The sequence below is a fragment of the Pseudoalteromonas sp. Ps84H-4 genome, assembly GCF_024124645.1.
Lineage (GTDB): Bacteria > Pseudomonadota > Gammaproteobacteria > Enterobacterales > Alteromonadaceae > Pseudoalteromonas > Pseudoalteromonas lipolytica_C.
The window spans coordinates 15,667-33,101 of the sequence record NZ_JAMXSK010000013.1 but is presented as its reverse complement, the minus strand read 5'-3'; the positions used below and the strand labels follow the sequence as shown (position 1 = coordinate 33,101).

At 41.3% G+C, this 17,435-nt stretch carries 12 protein-coding genes; 9 read left to right on the top strand and 3 right to left on the bottom strand.

The features are described 5' to 3' along the window. The first annotated feature begins 8 nt into the window (after window positions 1–8). From NH454_RS12555 to NH454_RS12535, 5 genes are all read left to right on the top strand, one after another. Window positions 9–1,544: an AMP-binding protein gene (locus tag NH454_RS12555; protein ID WP_253039243.1), complete on the top strand. Its 1,536-nt coding sequence runs from the start codon at window positions 9–11 to the stop codon at window positions 1,542–1,544. Window positions 1,545–1,625: 81 nt separating this feature from the next. After that, a complete protein-coding gene (locus NH454_RS12550) occupies window positions 1,626–2,045 on the top strand; it encodes a DUF3429 domain-containing protein (RefSeq protein WP_253039242.1) in 420 nt (139 codons plus the stop codon). A 54-nt stretch (window positions 2,046–2,099) separates the two neighbouring features. Beyond that, a complete protein-coding gene (locus NH454_RS12545; protein ID WP_253039241.1) occupies window positions 2,100–2,471 on the top strand; it encodes a hypothetical protein in 372 nt (123 codons plus the stop codon). A gap of 4 nt (window positions 2,472–2,475) precedes the next feature. Then, window positions 2,476–3,276 (top strand): class I SAM-dependent methyltransferase, encoded by an 801-nt coding sequence (locus NH454_RS12540; RefSeq protein WP_253039240.1) that lies wholly within the window; start codon window positions 2,476–2,478, stop codon window positions 3,274–3,276. Between the two features lie 2 nt (window positions 3,277–3,278). Beyond that, window positions 3,279–4,271, top strand: a complete 993-nt coding sequence (locus NH454_RS12535; RefSeq protein WP_253039239.1) for a Gfo/Idh/MocA family oxidoreductase — start codon at window positions 3,279–3,281, stop codon at window positions 4,269–4,271. Between the two features lie 13 nt (window positions 4,272–4,284). On the opposite strand, the gene NH454_RS12530 is transcribed toward NH454_RS12535, so the two are convergent. Continuing rightward, window positions 4,285–5,640, bottom strand: coding sequence for a flagellin (locus tag NH454_RS12530; protein ID WP_171040421.1), 1,356 nt, complete (start codon window positions 5,638–5,640; stop codon window positions 4,285–4,287). 289 nt (window positions 5,641–5,929) lie between these two features. Between NH454_RS12530 and NH454_RS12525 the strand changes: the two genes are divergently transcribed. The 4 genes from NH454_RS12525 to NH454_RS12510 all read left to right on the top strand — a co-directional run bounded on the left by NH454_RS12525 (window position 5,930) and on the right by NH454_RS12510 (window position 12,932). Beyond that, on the top strand, window positions 5,930–7,501 hold the full coding sequence (locus NH454_RS12525) for a methyl-accepting chemotaxis protein (protein WP_253039238.1): 1,572 nt from the start codon (window positions 5,930–5,932) through the stop codon (window positions 7,499–7,501). A 212-nt stretch (window positions 7,502–7,713) separates the two neighbouring features. After that, window positions 7,714–8,598, top strand: a complete 885-nt coding sequence (locus NH454_RS12520) for a DMT family transporter (RefSeq protein WP_253039237.1) — start codon at window positions 7,714–7,716, stop codon at window positions 8,596–8,598. A 167-nt stretch (window positions 8,599–8,765) separates the two neighbouring features. After that, window positions 8,766–10,412 (top strand): hypothetical protein, encoded by a 1,647-nt coding sequence (locus tag NH454_RS12515; protein WP_253039236.1) that lies wholly within the window; start codon window positions 8,766–8,768, stop codon window positions 10,410–10,412. Between the two features lie 441 nt (window positions 10,413–10,853). Next, a complete protein-coding gene (locus tag NH454_RS12510; RefSeq protein ID WP_253039234.1) occupies window positions 10,854–12,932 on the top strand; it encodes a TonB-dependent siderophore receptor in 2,079 nt (692 codons plus the stop codon). A gap of 46 nt (window positions 12,933–12,978) precedes the next feature. Here the strand turns inward: NH454_RS12510 and NH454_RS12505 are convergent, their stop codons facing one another. Both NH454_RS12505 and NH454_RS12500 read right to left on the bottom strand, forming a co-directional pair. Beyond that, window positions 12,979–15,159 carry a PHB depolymerase family esterase gene (locus NH454_RS12505; RefSeq protein ID WP_253039232.1) on the bottom strand — a complete coding sequence of 727 codons (2,181 nt, stop codon included), beginning with the start codon at window positions 15,157–15,159 and terminating at the stop codon, window positions 12,979–12,981. 221 nt (window positions 15,160–15,380) lie between these two features. Beyond that, on the bottom strand, window positions 15,381–17,357 hold the full coding sequence (locus NH454_RS12500) for a ligand-gated channel protein (protein ID WP_253039230.1): 1,977 nt from the start codon (window positions 17,355–17,357) through the stop codon (window positions 15,381–15,383). Window positions 17,358–17,435: the final 78 nt, after the last annotated feature.

Sequence of the window (17,435 nt, the reverse complement as noted above, 5' to 3'; positions counted from 1 at the left end):
GAACAACCATGAACACACATGATAACCTCACGCAATTGATAGACCAAACATGTCAAACCTATGCAGAACTCCCAGCCTATAATAGTGCGGGTAAAACACTTACTTATTCACAAATCGAACAGCAATCTCGTTACTTAGCTCAGTGGTTTCAACAGCAAAGTAACCTTAAGGTTGGCGACCGAATCGCGATCCAATTGCCTAATATAGTTGACTACCCTGTTGTTACTTATGCTGCATTTCGTGCCGGATTAATCGTTGTTAATACCAATCCGCTTTACACTGCTCGTGAAATGCTTCATCAGTTCAATGACGCAGGCGTAAATGCCATCGTAATACTGGACGCACTCACCGATAAACTAGCCACCATCATTAGTCAAACCTCCATAGAAAAAGTGATTGTTACTTCAGCGGTGGGTGAACCTTCACTGCAACCGGGCCAATTGTCATTACCTGAACTCATTCACCAAGGGGAAAAACTCGCTCCACTTAAACCACACCAAGCAAGCCGTGATGATATTGCCGTTTTGCAATATACGGGGGGAACAACAGGAGTTGCTAAAGCTGCAATGCTTAGTCATGGCAATATCTTAGCTAATGCCGAGCAAATGAATGAACGCTTTGACGAAATTTTAACCCCTGGCCAAGAAACGGGTATTTGTCCACTTCCGCTTTATCATATTTACGCCTTTACGGTGAATATGGTTGGCCTATTCGCAATGGGGCAATTTAATGTACTTATACCAAATCCTCGTGATTTAGATGCCTTAGTAAAGCAAATTGAACCATTTGAAATTAATTACTTTTCTGGCATTAACACCTTATTTATTGGCTTGTGTATGCATCCTGGTTTTAAAGCCCTGAATTTTTCAAACCTAAAAATGACAGTCTCAGGGGGCGCAGCTCTAACACACGCAGCTGCTGATGCATGGATGAGCACCACAGGTTGCACAATCACAGAAGGCTATGGCTTATCAGAAACCTCGCCAGTTGCGACGTTAAACGACTTTAAAAAAGAAGAGATTGGCAGTATTGGCCGCCCATTATCAAACACCACAGTTGAGATTTGGGATGAAAATGATGAACCTGTTGCTGACGGTGAGTCTGGCGAGATAGTTGTTAAAGGCCCACAGGTGATGATGGGTTACTGGCAACGCCAAGATGAAACCGATAAGTGCATGAAACGCGGCTTTTTCAAAACCGGAGATGTAGGCCTAAAACTGCCAAGCGGTAACTACAAAATTGTAGATCGTTTAAAAGACATGATTATTGTCTCTGGCTTTAATGTTTACCCTAACGAAGTTGAAAATGTACTTTGCCAGCACCCGGCTATCTGCGAAGCCGCTGTAATAGGCGCAAAAGATGAAAAAACCGGCGAGCGCGTCTGTGCCTACATAACCTTAAAAGAGCAGGTTGATGAGCAACAAGTGACTGATTATTGCCGCGAAAACCTAAGTGCTTATAAAGTACCTAAGTCAATCGTTTTTATGGAGCAATTACCAAAATCAACGGTAGGCAAAATTTTACGTCGTGAATTACGCCAATAATAAAGCGATCGTTTTAGCCGCATAACTGGTATAAAATAACTACGAGTTATTTTATACCAGTTCGGCAGTTTAAAGGTCATTATGGAAAAGTTTATTAATCACATTCAACTTGGTTACTTGGGTTTACTACCGTTTTTAGGCTGCGTTGGTTGGCCACTTATCGCAGGCAGTAGCGCAGTTAATTTAGAATTTTTCACCTTTTACAGTATTGCTATTTTTGCCTTTATGGCTGGTAACTTATGGCATGCAGGCCAGCAAAGCCATGCAGATGCAATCAAAGCGATTATTCCTATTTTACCTATTGGGTTTTTAAGTTTTCTGCCAACACCATGGGCTTTAGGTTGGTTAGCAGCAAGTTTTTGGCTTGTATTATTATTCGAGAAAACTTCACCGCAGTGGCAAAATTACCATGTTGATTACCAGAAAATGCGATTTGTTTTAACCTCAGTCGTTTTTGTTTGTCACATCTTTGTAATTGGCATCAGCATCTATCCTGAGTAGCCCTTTAGCCCGGTTTGCGGTAACATCCGCGGCTCAGTTTCTTAAGGACTTGCTATGATAGATCAATTGCGCGCCAAACTAGACCTACTCGGCGAAAATTACGTTGAAAAAGGCGCTCACTTTAAAATTAAAGTGATTCCCTTTTTTTGTGCTATCCACATTAAAAAAGATCACAAAAACCAAGGTACTTTAAAGATATATTCTAATCAGTTGATTGAAATATTTTTAGCCACCATGTTTTTGCTTTTCGGTTTAATGCTCTTTGACACCGACGCAGGGTTTACGCACGGTCCTATTCATATCGTTATTGCCGTTTTGATTAGCTTTAACTTGATCTTTAAACAAATTGCCATTGAAGGGCTAAAAACTCGTTTAGCGCTTTGCCCAAAAAATACAGTTGAAACAGCGCCAGAACAAGGCAAATAACGACATGTTTTTAGACCCAAGTTGGCGCATTTTGACGGTAGGCGATGGTGATTTGTCATTTTCGCACGCCATAGCTCGTCATATAAAACCAACCAAGCTTGTTGCTTCGACTTATGATGATGCAAACACTATTGAGCAAAAATATGCCGACAATGCACTAACCGCATTGCAACAACTAAATGTAACTACACTCACTGAATTTGATGTAACAAAGCCAGACTCGTGGCTGCGCTTAGTCGATGCACGTTTCGATGTAGTTATTTTTCAATTTCCACTTATACCCGCATTTAAAGGTGAGGCAGCATTTAAAGCAAATACCCAACAAGGTGGTATGAATGTTTTAAACCGTGCCTTGTTGCATCGCTATCTAGACTACGCAAGTCAGTTTGCATTAGATAAAAACGGCCCAATGCTGTGTTACATCACCTCTAAAGATGTAAAACCGTATCGCGAATGGAATATTGAAGGCAGCTTAAATCAGGGGCTAAAGTGCCATTATTTAGGCCAAATGCCATTCGATATTAATTTATTCCCAGGCTATAAAATTCGCAATGTTGACCGTGATAAACATGTAAAAGACACCAGTGGCATTACCTATGTATTTAGCGAAAAAACTGACAACAACATTACAGCTAAGCTGACTTTACCCGCTTATTTAGGTGATAAACACTGTGCATTATGTCGCGTTGGCCCTTATATGGCTCAAGAAGACGAAGACAAACATTTGTTAAGCAAAAAGCACAAACAGATGGAAAAATTTGAACAGGATTGGCAAGCATGGCTTGCACAAAACAACGAGGAGTAACCATGAACTTTGTGATTGTAGGTACCAATTTTATAAGCGACACGCTTTTGAGCGCAGCCAAACAAATTGAACAATTCTCCTTGTATGGCGTTTGCTCTCGAGAGCAGCAAACAGGTGAGTCTTTCCTTGCAAAGCACGACATGACAGACACTAAAGTGTTTACCAATATTGAACAAGTATGCCAAGACACTCTGGTCGATGCCGTCTACATTGCGGCACCAAATAGCTTACACAAAGACTATGCTGTTATGTGTTTAAAAGCGGGTAAACACGTTTTAGGTGAAAAGCCTTCGGCAGCAAACAGCGTAGAGCTTGAGCTGATTATCGAAGCAGCTAAAGAAAATCAACGCTTATACATGGAAGCGATGATGACCACGCATTTACCAAACTTTGCTCGCTTAAAAAGTGCCCTCACTAAAATTGGCGTACCTCGCAAATATATTGGTCAATATAGTCAGTACTCATCACGTTACGATAAGTATAAAAATGGTGAGCGCCCAAATACCTTTTTACCGGAGTTTGCTAACGGCGCATTAGTCGATTTAGGTATTTATCCGCTGTATATTTTACTCGCTTTATGGGGCGCGCCTCAGAGTGTGAAAGCCAGTGGTGTGTTACTTGAAACCGGTGTTGATGGCGCCGGCGATGTATTATTAAATTATGCCGATAAACAAGCAGTAATAAGCTACTCTAAAATCTCACAAGGCGATAATTTTACTGAAATTCAAGGTGAAAAAGGCCGTATTCGTATCGAAGCTGTCTCTTTATTAAAGCGTATGCAATATATTGGTAACGATGGCACGGTCGAAGAACTCTCTGAGCCATTTGATGAACACTTTATGCGCCATGAAGTAAGCCACTTTATTCAAGCGGCCAATGCAGGACAAATTGAGTCATCAGTTAATACCCATGCACTTTCAAAGCAAGTCATGGCAGTGCTTGATGAAGCGCGAAGTCAGCTTGGTGTTGTCTATCCTGCAGATAAACGCTATTAGCTTTTAAGGGCAACTATTCTAGTTGCCCTAACAAACTCAAAATTCCATTCTTAGTAATATCCCTTGCTTGCATAGCAACACTAACACTCGCTTGCTGAACAATATCTAGAGATACTTTTTCTGCCATTACTTTTGCAAAATCAGTATCTTCAATTCGCTGATTTGCTGAGCTTAGCATCGACGATTGATTAGATTGATTGCGCATAGTTGACTCAATAGCGTTCATTTTTGCACCGATTTCAGCTCTAAACCCACCGATACGCGACAATGCAGTGTCGATTCTGGCAATTGCATTTTGAGCCAAGTCTTCGCTGCTTATAGTAATGCCGTCAATCGTTAAAGAGCCAGCACTGGCATCGATATCTTCAAATATAATATAACCATCTTCACCGACCGCTTGGTCTGTTGATGTTACCATCATTGGACCATCACTTGATTCAGCAGATGATGAATTTAAACTCCCCAAAGAATCCCAACTGGCAGTAATTCGAAACATCCCCGAGCCAATCACAGTAAGAAGCAGCGGCTCGGTTACATTATCAATGAATATTTCTTCATTTGAACTTCCTGAGCTTGGGTTACCATTCCCCGAGTAGGTAAAGTTCATTCCGTTAATTGTTTGACTATTTACAGCTGGGAAATTAAAACCTCCCCCCGTAAATAAATTGCCATTGCTATATGTTTCTGTTCCTTGGTAACCATTTGCTGGAGTAAATAGATTTGCTTCAATTCTAGATTGCACAGACGATAAATCTTGCCCCACTAAATGCTCGCCAGTTTGGGTAAATAGATTTAAATCATCATTCGCACCATTATCATTTATTTGAATTCTAACGTTCGTTGAACCTGCAGGTATTAGGCCTAAAGAAACATCCCCTGATCTCATTCCTTGCTGAACATTATTAGAAAACACCTCATTCAATACAGGTACATTATCTAAATTCGTCTCTTGCTCAGGCTTAGACATTAATGGTTTTTTACCAAAAATTTCTGTATTGGCTACAACGCTGTTTATATGATCTCGTAACTGTGAAAACTCTTCATTTAACGCTTCTCTATCGATATCTGTATTTGAGCCATTTGCGGCTTGAAGGGCTAAAGTTCGCATGCGTTGAAGCGAGTCTGTTAGCTCGGATAACCCAGCATCTGCCACTTGCCCATAGCTGATCCCATCTTGTAAATTTCTAAGCGTTTGCTGCTTTACTGCTATTTGCGTTGTTAATCGATGGCTTATTTGTAGGCCTGCAGCGTCATCTTTAGCAGAGTTTATACGCTTTCCAGAAGCTAACTTCTCATAGGTTGAGGTGATAGATTGCGTATTTTGCAGTAAATTTGGCGTTCGTAGTCGTGGCGAATTGATCGTCAACATTTTGTCTTCCTTGGCAAAAAGGCTAGACACAGCAAAACTCATACCATTTTATTAATAATTAAGACTTTTAACTTTCCTTAAATTAACCTTTTTAATAAATAATCATTTGTAACAATATTTTTTGCGGTTGCAGGTTATTGCACTATGTTTAAATCATGCATTATTTAATTTGTGAGAATTAGCCTTGTCTATACGATTTTTATTAAGAGCGGTTTTTGCGGCTACCATTACCCTTGCAACCGGCCTACTCCTCATAATTTTATTTCTACAATCAGGACAAGAAGAAAGTATGGAGTCGGCGCAACAGCGTTATGAACTAAGCCACCTTGCTAAGTTTTCATCTTCAAATTCGATTCACCTTACAGAACTTGCTCGTCAACATGTTGTAACCTTAGACCCTCGCTATAAAGTGGAATACCAAAATCTTGTTGATCAAATTCAAGGAAAAGCTGCTTGGCTTAATGGCGAAAAGAAAAGTTATGTACAGCGCTTAAGAGCTTTTAATGTGGCTGCTGATGATTTAGCTCTCTTGCAAAAATCCAACGACTTATCACTCAAACTAGTCGAAACAGAAGAAAAAGCCTTTAGCCTAGTCAGTGATTTGCTTGGTCGTGATACAAATAACTTAACCGTAAGCGAACATAAAAGATGGGTGCAAGCTATCGAGCTTTTAACCAACGCGGCTTACATGGCAGAAGTTGAGAAAATTCAGCAACCCGTGAAAGCATTTTTAAGTTCAATTGAGAAAAAAAGTGCCGCAGAAGTAAAAAGTAATCATGACCGTGTGGTCACCTTAAGTTTAACTAGCACCGTTTTAGTGCTGACCATTATAGCTACCTTGATAGTGTGTTACTGGCAATTAGAGAAAAAAGTGATTAAAGCAACCCATGCCTTAATTGATGAAGCTAAGCGTATATCTGAAGGTGATTTATCTTGTTATATTGACCATAAAGCTGATGACGAAATAGGTCAGCTTGCGAGCACCTTTAACGTTATGGTTGATAAGCTTTCCCAGCTTCTTAAAGAAATTCATGATCATTCAGAGCAGGCCCAAGTAGCAGCAAAAAGCCTCGATGAAATTTCACGACAGGCCAAAACGTTGAATGATATTCAAAGCCAAGCAATTGAAGTGATTTCAAGCTCTGTCTATGAAAACTCAACGGCCGTTAAAGAAGTTTCACAAAACTGTGCAGAAGCAGCAAACAGTGCGACCTCTGCCAATCAAAAAACCAAAGAAGGTTTGCAAGTTGTACAACAAGGAGTGAGCTCTGTTGAGTCAGTGGCCAATACCTTAACCAAATCACTAACAGACCTTAACCAACTGGAAGTCTCAGTGAATGAAGTAACTGCTATTTTAAGTGTTATAAGTAACATTGCTGAACAAACTAATTTACTGGCACTTAATGCCGCAATCGAAGCTGCAAGAGCCGGTGAACAAGGGCGAGGGTTTGCAGTTGTTGCTGATGAAGTAAGAACTTTGGCTAGTCGTACGCAAAGCTCTACTCTTGAGATCCAAGATAAAATTAACTCGTTACAAACGGCAACCAATGCTGTGACGCAAAGGATCCGCGCAAGTGATACGCAAATAAAAGAGGCGGTGGTAAATTCAGAAAAAGTGGGCCATATGCTTGATGAAATTAGCGTGCAAGCAAAAGCTATTTCGGATGCTAATATGACCATTGCTTCTGCATCTGAGCAGCAATCTCAAGTGACCGAAGAAATAGCCCAACGCTTAAACGAAGTACAAGACACCAGCCGAAAATCACAGCAACAAACGCAAAGCATATCGGATTCATCGAGTAAACTGGCTAGCTTGGCAAATAATTTAAACAAGCAGATAAATCGTTTTAAATTGAGCTAATTAAAAGATAAATTATGCTGGCTTTAATTAACTTAAAGGCAGCATAATCCAATCTAATTTAGACTACATTTTCCGCAACTTGACGTGTTCCGTTGCGCACACAACAGCTTTATCGATAATCCATGTCCATTTAACGAAAAACGTTTCTTATAAACTAAAACATCAGTAAAATCGCCGCAAACTTAAGCTCTTAATAATTCATAAGGACAGTGATGCAACGCACCATCCCACCGTTTTTTGTTGCTGTTATTTGCGTACTTCTTGCAATGGTTACCATTCAATCGGGAGCCTCTGTTGCAAAGCAATTATTTCCTATAATAGGCCCTGAGGGAACCACTGCCCTACGCTTGGGTTTTTCAGCTGCCATTTTGTGCCTTGTGTTTAAACCTTGGCGCGCGCTTCCGCCAATGGGTCAACGCATGCCGATTATCATCTATGGTCTGAGCTTAGGTGGTATGAACATTCTATTTTATTACGCAATTGAGCGTATCCCTTTAGGAATAGGTGTTGCGCTGGAGTTTACCGGTCCCCTTGCAGTTGCTTTACTTTCGTCACGTAAAAAGCGCGATTTATTCTGGGTAGCCTGTGCTATTGCAGGCATTATTTTATTATTACCTGATATGAAAGGCGAAGACAGCCTCGACCCCGTCGGTGTGATTCTAGCCCTTGCGGCTGGTGCCTGTTGGGCGTTTTATATTTTGTTCGGCAAAAAAACAGGTAACCAAGGCTCTGGCGGGATGACGGTTGCTATGGGGATGAGCGTTGCCGCGATTGTACTTGTACCTTATGGCGCAGCTTCACAAGGCGCAGCACTCTTGAGCTGGGAAGTTCTGCCGCTTGGTATTTTAGTCGCCATCATGTCAAGTGCGCTGCCATACACTTTAGAGATGGTTGCGCTGCGTAATATGCCAGCACAAGGCTTTAGCATCATGATGAGCCTAGAACCTGCCATTGCTGCACTTGCTGGATTTATTATTTTAGCTGAGTTGCTTAGTGTATGGCAGTGGTTAGCGATTTTATTGGTTATCACGGCTTCTGTTGGCAGCACAATGTCTCACTCATCGGAGGAGGATCAGAAAAGTCAGAAATGTGATTGATTGACTCTAAAAGAGTCAATTTTTAATAGTAAAGGATTAATTTAAAGACTTAAAAACAGCTTTTCTCGGCATTCGTAAAGTTACTGTTCTCACTATAATGCTCATTATTAATACAAGGCTCACCTTTTTGCTTTGTATCCTAATGTACTAACTAGTGGAATATACGTATGTCTAAGAAAAATAACTTGTTATTATCGACCCTTGCTGTTGCTGGTGTTATGACAGCAAGCAATGCAACTGCAAATAGCTGTCAGGGCGAGTTGTTTGCGATGAATTCAGGCCGAGGCGAACTTGGCATTATGTTTAGCCTAGACGAACAAAATAAAACAGCTAAAGCCGATTCAATCGCTAAATTTAGCTCATCGGCTATTGCTTATGATGAAACAACAAACCGAACTTATTATGTTTCATCACCTATTCCACTAGAGTACAAAGTTGATACCTCTCACCTTAATATTAGTGAAGAGCAATCATCACAGTTGCCAATCCAAGGCGAAAAGTTTAAATATAGTCGTTTAGCGTATTTAGACCATGCTACAGGTGAGCATGTTTCTGTTGGCAGAACGAGTTCTGTTATTGGTTTAACCTATGATCCTCAAACTGACTCATTAATTGCAGTTAGTTATTCTAAGCTACTAAAAATTGATAAAAATACAGGTAGTACAACTGAGCTTGCAGACTTTAGTGATGTTGAAGGCTTAAGCCGAGCTGATTTAGTTATCAAAAATGGCGAACTTTTCCTGATCACTGCGACATCGGTTTACAGTGTTGATCAAAGCAATTATCAATACACAAAGCTTGCTGAACACAACTTAGTAAATGTTGGTGGTGCAACACTGAGTCAAAAAGGTGACATTATCATCAGTCGCTCAGTTATCAATGACCATGGTGACAAAAACGAATCAAAACTTTATAAATTAAGCCCATACACGGGTAAATCATGTTTTGTTGCAAGCTTGCCTGTACGTATCAATGATTTAACGACTAATACGCAAAATACGACGGAATGTTACACGCAAGCGCCTTGTTTAATCGAGAACGAAGGTATCGCTTATTATTCAGAAAAAGTGATGGACCAACTGGGTGCCAAATGGAAGTCATTCGACTTTGCTGACCAATATTTTACAGCACCGGCTATCTTCACATCGGCGCCTACTAATAATGATCCTAATGGTGGAGCGCTAAGATTAACCAATGTAAGCGACAATAGCTATGCTGTCTCATTTCAAAAATGGCAATACATCAAAGATGCTCATAAAGATGTTGAGTCGTTTGACTTTCTAGCAATGGATGAAGGCCGTTACACTATGAATGATGGCACTATTGTTGAGGTTGGCAGCTTTATGTTAAGTGGCACGAGAGAATATAAAGCTGTTGAGTTCAAAGACTCATTTGAAAAACAGCCATATTTGTTTTTACAAGTACAGACTTTCAATGGAAGCCACACCGTCTATACGCGCGCTGCTAACCTAACGAGCACTGGATTTGATGCAGCATTTTACGAGCAAGAAAGCTTGAATGAAGGACACTTTGCTGAGCGTGTTTCGTACCTTGCTATTTTACCTGGCTCTGGTACATCTGGAACGCTAGAGACTGTTGCTGGCTACAAAGAATACAGTCTTCACGAAGCTAATATCGATCATAGTGGTGGCCAGATTGGTAATCACTTCTATATGCTTCAAGAAGAGCAATCTCTTGATTCAGAAGTCCTTCACTCTAGAGAGCGTGTGGTTGTAATGGATATTGAAGAGGTAAGTCTTGCCCAAACTGTAACGCTAATAGGTCATGATACGTATTCTCTGCGAAGAAAATAAAATACCCCGAATTTAAGGCGCCAACTGGCGCCTTTTTTGTGTTTACTTCATTTGAATTTCATTAAATGGCAATAAAGCTTAATTATTTTTAAAAATAACACCTTTCACTACTAGCTTTAAAATTAGCTTATTTATAGCTTTATAGGCGCACCAGCTAAAGCAATCGAGGTTCAATTTCTGAGAACAACTTAGCAACAAATTTTTGCCTAATATCACTCAGGTTTTATTACCTAAAAACACTTCTCTTAATTAGCCGAATTAATATAAGCACCTCAAGAGCATTTCAAAAACTAATTTTTTAAACTTATTTATATTAACATATCACCATTTGCGATAAATGATGATGATAGTTATTATCATTTGTGATAACTTACCCGCAAATTGTTTCCTTATCAAACACAAAAACCCTAAAAACCAGCTAAATAACACGCGGAGATAAAAATGAAATTCACTCAGTTGCCTGTTGCAACCGCTATTCTTTGTGCACTTTACCCTCAAATCAGTTTTGCGGAGCAAACAGCTGACGTAGAAGCTAATCTCGAAAAAATCGAAATTGTTGGCATACGTCAAAACCGTATTAGTGAAGGCGCAACAGGTTTAGCATTAGAAATTGATGAAACGCCGCAATCAATCAGTGTGATCTCTGCTGAGCAGCTAAAAAATTATTCCGCTTTTAACATTAATGATGCTTTACGCTTAGCCCCGGGTATCAATGTTGAAGAATGGGAAACGAACCGTACCAACTATACATCGCGTGGTTTTGAAATTAAGAATACACAAATCGATGGAGTTGGCTTACCGAATGACTGGGGGATCGTTACCGGCGCAATGGAAGCATATGGCTACGAAAAAATTGAAGTTATTCGTGGTGCCAATGGCTTACTCACTGGTGTAGGTAATGCATCGGGTACGCTTAACTATGTACGCAAACGCCCTAAAAACGAAAACGGCGGCGAAATCGGTGTCTCTGTTGGCTCATGGGATTTTAAACGTTTACAAGCTGACTACTCATTATTATTAACCGAATCAGGTAGTTGGGCTGCTCGTTTTGTGGCTGCCGCAGAAGATAAAGAATCATACCTAGATGGCCTTGAGAACAATCGCGAGTTTTTCTCTGCGGTGGTAGATGGTCAGCTTACTGATAACTCAACGGTTACTATGGGTTACTCATATCAAGACGCTGATACCGATGGCAATACTTGGGGCGGCCTTGTTTATAACTACACAGATGGTACGCAAGCTAAATGGGATGTCAGCGACACAACCACCCAAGAGTGGACAATGTGGGACACCATTAACACCTCAGCGTTTGTTGAATACAACTATGTTTTTGCAAACGCATGGCAGCTTCAAGCGAGCTACAACTTCCGTGGTTTTGAAGAGCAAGACAAACTATTTTATGCCAGTGGCAGCATTGATAAAGACACCAATCTTGGCCTAAGTGGTTGGCCGGGTCGTTATGATAGCGAAGTGGATGCTGACTTATTTGAAATCAAAGCATTTGGTGCCTTTGAATTGTTTGGTAAAGAGCACCAAGCAAGCTTTGGAGTAAGCCATGCAAAAAGTGATGATGTGATGTATCAACACCCGTTTGATTTTGCAAATACACCGGCTTACGGACCAACGCCTGCGTTCCCATACGATTTAGATGCGATCCCAGAACCTGATTGGTTAACACCGGTTCTGTATTCAGATATTGAACAAAAGCTAACCCGTTACTTTGGCTCGGCTCAGTTAAATATTACTGATAAATTATTTACCGTGGTTGGTTTTAACGCTATTGAGTTTGAACGTTCAGGCATGAATGCCAGTGCATCTATCGATAATGATGAGAGCGAGACAAGCCCATATATCGGTTTTACCTATAAGTTAAACGACGATTTAAACTTATATGCCAGTTACTCAGATATTTATCAGCCACAAGAACAAGCTGATTACAACGGCCAATATTTAGCACCTACCAAAGGCACTAACTTTGAAACCGGTGTTAAGGCTTCTTGGTTTGATGATGCCTTAATGACAACATTTGCTTATTTTACTGCAGAGCAAGATAACTTTGCGCAATATGCGGGCCTCACTGAAGATGGTATTTATTACTATGAAGGCGTGTCTATTGAGTCAGAAGGCTATGAATTTGAAGTCACAGGTAAAATCACCGACGCTATGAATATCGTCGCATCTTATACACATATTGATGTAACTGATGAAAATGGTGATGACACTAATAAATGGGCACCTCGCGATGTTGTCGGTGTAACAGTAGATTATACGTTAACAGATGCAGTGGTTGTTGGTTTAAATGGTCGTTGGCAATCTAAAATCGAAAGCACTGATTACAATGTTAAGCAAGATAGTTACGCCCTGCTAAACGCCTTCGCGCGTTGGAATATTAATGACCAAGTTGCAGTACAGGCAAACGTTAATAATATTACTGATGAGCAGTACATTAATAGCTTACAAACCGTGGGTTATTATGGCGCGCCAACAAACGGTAGCCTCACTCTTACGTATAAGCTTTAAACGCTGTTTAGAAAGAAGTGTCGCCCGGCTGGGCGACACACATCTATTAATTAGGGCAATTGCCTAATTCATAATACCCAGCACTAGTTTGCGCTAAAGTACTGGTATAAAAGGTATTATAAAGACCTAAATTATCACCTGAGCCCACCGCATAGGCGTAAGAACCATTGGTGGTTGCGCGGTTTGCTTGCACATGTGCATAGTTGCTTGAAGTGGTTTCGCTGCATTGGTAATCACCATTCGGTGTTGAGTCACACGCATCACCCACACCATCTGCATCACTATCTATCTGATCACTATTGGCCACCAGCGGACAGTTATCTAGGCTATCACTGACACCATCGCTGTCAGAGTCACTCGTTTCACCATCTGGAGTGCTGTCACACACATTACCAATCCCGTCATTATCGTTATCAGCTTGATCAGCATTTGCTACATTCGGGCAATTATCTGCGCCGTCGAGCACACCATCGTTGTCTGCGTCATTAGTCGGTTCTGTGGTGGTTTTGCATGCTTGTAATGGCCCTGCACAACTTGAGTCATCATCAGCAATCCACTGACATTGATTGGTACCCGCTGAATACTCGCGCATAGTAAATGCAGCGGTTCCAAACGCTAAATAACAGGCAGAATAACCTTCGCCCCAGCTAATATGGCCTTCGTTGATATGAAGATTGTAATCGCCTGTCACGCCAGCATCGATGACAAAACTAATGCTATCTGTTGATGTCAGCAAAGTATCATCGCTCGCGGTGATCACTGCGGTATTATTGCCACCAGCCAAATTGCATTGCTCAGCAAAGTACTCAAGCCCATTTACTGTAGCCGTCACATCACCATTGCTAAAACTTACCACAACGCTACTTAAGTTTTGATTATCATCAATCACCGTGCCCGTTACTGTAGCGCACTGCCCGTTTACACTTGCCGCAGTATCACTCAGTACCGGTGCTGTAGCTGCTGGTTCTGGCCCTACACGTACCGTAAGATTAGCTTCATCACCTTGTTTCGCTTCGTTATCTGTGGCACTTACACGCACTTCATAAAGACCATCGTTGAGTGCACTTGTCACCCCGCTAAATGTATTATTCGCATCGACTTGCACGTTCAGTGACTCAATTAAGCTTGCCGCGCCACCGGCTAGGTTATACACGTTAATATCAACATTCGTTACACTGCCTTCTGGGTCGATTGCACTGCCAGTAATGGTGAGCTGGTTATTACTGTCTGTGGCAGTTAAATTACTAATTTCAGGGCCTGCATTACGATCAACTCGTTTATTATTAGCCGCAAAGTACTCACCGAGATAGGTTGCAAAATTAATGCTGTTTGCCGCCACATAATCCCCAGACGCACCTTGCCCGCCCGACCACGAATGATCCAAATTATTAAACCACAGCATAGCAACCCGATTGTCTTGCCAAAGTGACAGCTCAGCGGTACGCGTTGCATCATCACTTATTGTCGTCGTGCCTGAAAGTTGATTAACCCCATAAAGCGCAGCAAAGCCATCTGCGTTTTGCTGGTTATAACAGGTATTGACTGTGGTATCGGCAGTGCCGTGACCTATTGCCGCTATTTGGGTGGCAAAATGATCTTTATAACTGCCAGCATAGCTTTCACAGCGGGATACAAAGGTGTTTTCAGACACTGTTTCACAAGTCGAAATTGCCCCACTTGAACTTGTGCCGATGGTCGGCCCGGCGCTTGGTGCAACCCCGGCAAATACATCAGGCGCTACACAAGCCGTTTGTGCAGCCATTGCCGCCCCAGATGATAAACCTGCAATGTACACTTGTTTAGGGTCAATATTTCGCGCCGCATCACCACTTAATGTATTGGCTAAATTAATCAGATTTTTATAATCGCCAGAGCTACGATTGATTGCTCCTTGCCAATATGACCAGCAGCTATAGCCTGCTTTATTCATAGCATCAGGAACGGCTATTACCATGCCATGGGCTTCGGCTGCATCTTCAAGATTCGCAGTTAAGTAGTTATTAATGGGTTGTACGCAGCCATGTAATACCAGCATCAAAGAATGGCCATTGCCTATGCTTGATTGCGTATCAGGAGTGTAAATATGAACATTATTAAAACCACCAATGCTGACATTTTGCTGCCAACTCCCTGCAAAACTTGGCTGTGAGAAAATAGCAGCACAGAGCACTGCGAGCGGAGTAAACGACGCTGATTTTCGTTTACATAATTGTGTTACTTTTTGCATATATCGCCTTTATAGTTGTTATCATTGTTGTCTGTCAGTTGATGACTAACCCAATGTAGTAGAACTATTAAAAAAGAGAACTATAACTATAGTGCTATACGACTATTAAGAAACAACCCAAAAGCAGCACGGCTTGCTTTGTTGTTATTTTTGAAATTAAAACCAATTATATTAACAAAGCCAACGTAACTCGTTGGCTTTGCTTTTACTAAGGTATGGGCTTAAAAATTAAACCCTACTGATAGCCAATAACGACGACCATCTTCAATATATCCGTATTCAGCTTCGGTGATTTCTTTATCAAACAAGTTATAAACACCAAATCCTAACTTAATGCTGCGGCTTAAATCGTAGTTACCACCAATATCAGCCAAGGTGTAATCTGGCGCAATTAAGCTGTCTTGCGACGGGCCTGTTGTCGGCTGGCTTTCTTCACCACGGTAATGAACACGTAGCCAGGTACCTAGCTTATCAACTGGGCGCCAATTAACTGAAGTTTGTAAAATATGCTTAGGTAATTGGTTAAGTGGGCTGCCTTTGTATTCACCGGTTTTTTGCTCAGAATCGGTGTAGGTGTAGTTGGCACTGACATCAAGCTCACTGGTTATGTCGTAAGATACTGATAACTCAAAGCCTTGCGTAACGGCTTCATCCACATTGACATAGGTCGTTGGCATTGAACCAAACTGGTTTGGTCCATCAGTACACTGTGTAACTGGGCACGAAATACGGGTAATTTTATCTTCAAACTCGTTGTAAAATACCGTGCTTGAAAGCGATAAATCACGGCTGGCATCATAGTAGATACCCATTTCGTAGTTTATTGATTTTTCAGGGCTTAAATCTGGGTTACCGTAAATATTACCACCTCGGCTCACTTGCCCCCAAGCTGCGGTAGATTGACGAATATTCGGCGCTCTAAAGCCTGTTGAGATACCGCCTTTCACCGTCAACGACTTAGTTGCTGTATACACACCATATAAACGCGGGCTGAAATGGCCTGAAAAATTACCATCATGATCATAACGAAGACCGGTAGTGAGTTTAAACTGCTTGGTTGCAGCCCATTCATCTTCGGCAAATACTGACCATTGCTCGTTCTCAACATGCGTTAAGTCACTAATGCGGTTACTGGTGTAATCGTCTAGCTCTTCTTTTAAATATGACGCACCAAATGCAGCATTATGATTGGTAAATGGTAAAGTCCAGCTTGTTTGTGCATCGGTATTTTCGACGTACATTTCACGAGAGGTATTATCGAATTTATCGTACTTTAAGTAGCTGCGTGATGAGCCAAAATCATAAAAGCCATTATGGCTTAGTGAGTAGCTTTCTTGGTCATATTCTGTGGTTGATGACTCAGGGCAACCATTTCGACCACAACTTTCGCCTTCAGCTAAAGGTGCAACCGTTTTGCCTAATGTTTCGTCGAGTTTTTGTTTTGCAGAGCCCACTTCAAGCATGATTTCGTGGTTATCAGATGGCGTTAATATAAACTTCGCTTTGATATTACTTTGCTCTTTACCACGAAAACCGGCTTCAAAATCGTCTTCATCACGCTTTGAAAATTGACCAGATAACTGCATACCTAATAACTCAGGAATTAAGCTACCCGCAGTAAAGAAACTGCCTTGGTTGATATTACCCGATTCACTTGATTCTTGAATCGTGCTGTCTAAGCGTAATTCACCGTACCATTTTTCAGGTGTTTTACGAGTTATAATATTGATAACCCCACCAATGGCATCTGAGCCATATAACGACGACATAGGACCGCGAATAACTTCAATTCGATCAATCGCTGAAATAGGCGGAGTCCATGCCCCTTCAACACCTGGGCCATCACTATTTGGTCGTGTTTCACGTGAGGTTTGACGCTGACCATCAATTAAAATCAAAGTATATTGACTTGCCATACCGCGAAGGCTGATATCTTTTCTGTCGCCACCACCTGTAACAACCACACCGGGTACGTCAGTCATCGCATCGGTTAGATCACGATAAAAACGCTTTTCAAGCTGCTCACGATCAATAACACTGATACTGGCTGGCGCCTCTTTTAGCATTTGCTCGTAACCGGAAGCCGATACAACGATGACCTCCATGTCTTGTTTTTTGTCATCAGCGTATGCAAAATGGGAAAGACCTGCTAACACAGCAGCGGTGAGTGGTAAAACAGAAGAAACAACCCTCGTCATAATAATACTCCGTGACTTTTTGTTTATAAATGATAATAATTAGCGTTTGCATACTAATGAGAAGTCCCGATTTTCACA

Bases quoted from the DNA above. Each gene is read 5' to 3' on its own strand.
- NH454_RS12555 (WP_253039243.1), top strand. From the start codon at position 9: ATGAACACACATGATAACCTCACGCAATTGATAGACCAAACATGTCAA.
- NH454_RS12550 (WP_253039242.1), top strand. From the start codon at position 1,626: ATGGAAAAGTTTATTAATCACATTCAACTTGGTTACTTGGGTTTACTA.
- NH454_RS12545 (WP_253039241.1), top strand. From the start codon at position 2,100: ATGATAGATCAATTGCGCGCCAAACTAGACCTACTCGGCGAAAATTAC.
- NH454_RS12540 (WP_253039240.1), top strand. From the start codon at position 2,476: ATGTTTTTAGACCCAAGTTGGCGCATTTTGACGGTAGGCGATGGTGAT.
- NH454_RS12535 (WP_253039239.1), top strand. From the start codon at position 3,279: ATGAACTTTGTGATTGTAGGTACCAATTTTATAAGCGACACGCTTTTG.
- NH454_RS12530 (WP_171040421.1), bottom strand. From the start codon at position 5,640: ATGTTGACGATCAATTCGCCACGACTACGAACGCCAAATTTACTGCAA.
- NH454_RS12525 (WP_253039238.1), top strand. From the start codon at position 5,930: ATGGAGTCGGCGCAACAGCGTTATGAACTAAGCCACCTTGCTAAGTTT.
- NH454_RS12520 (WP_253039237.1), top strand. From the start codon at position 7,714: ATGCAACGCACCATCCCACCGTTTTTTGTTGCTGTTATTTGCGTACTT.
- NH454_RS12515 (WP_253039236.1), top strand. From the start codon at position 8,766: ATGTCTAAGAAAAATAACTTGTTATTATCGACCCTTGCTGTTGCTGGT.
- NH454_RS12510 (WP_253039234.1), top strand. From the start codon at position 10,854: ATGAAATTCACTCAGTTGCCTGTTGCAACCGCTATTCTTTGTGCACTT.
- NH454_RS12505 (WP_253039232.1), bottom strand. From the start codon at position 15,159: ATGCAAAAAGTAACACAATTATGTAAACGAAAATCAGCGTCGTTTACT.
- NH454_RS12500 (WP_253039230.1), bottom strand. From the start codon at position 17,357: ATGACGAGGGTTGTTTCTTCTGTTTTACCACTCACCGCTGCTGTGTTA.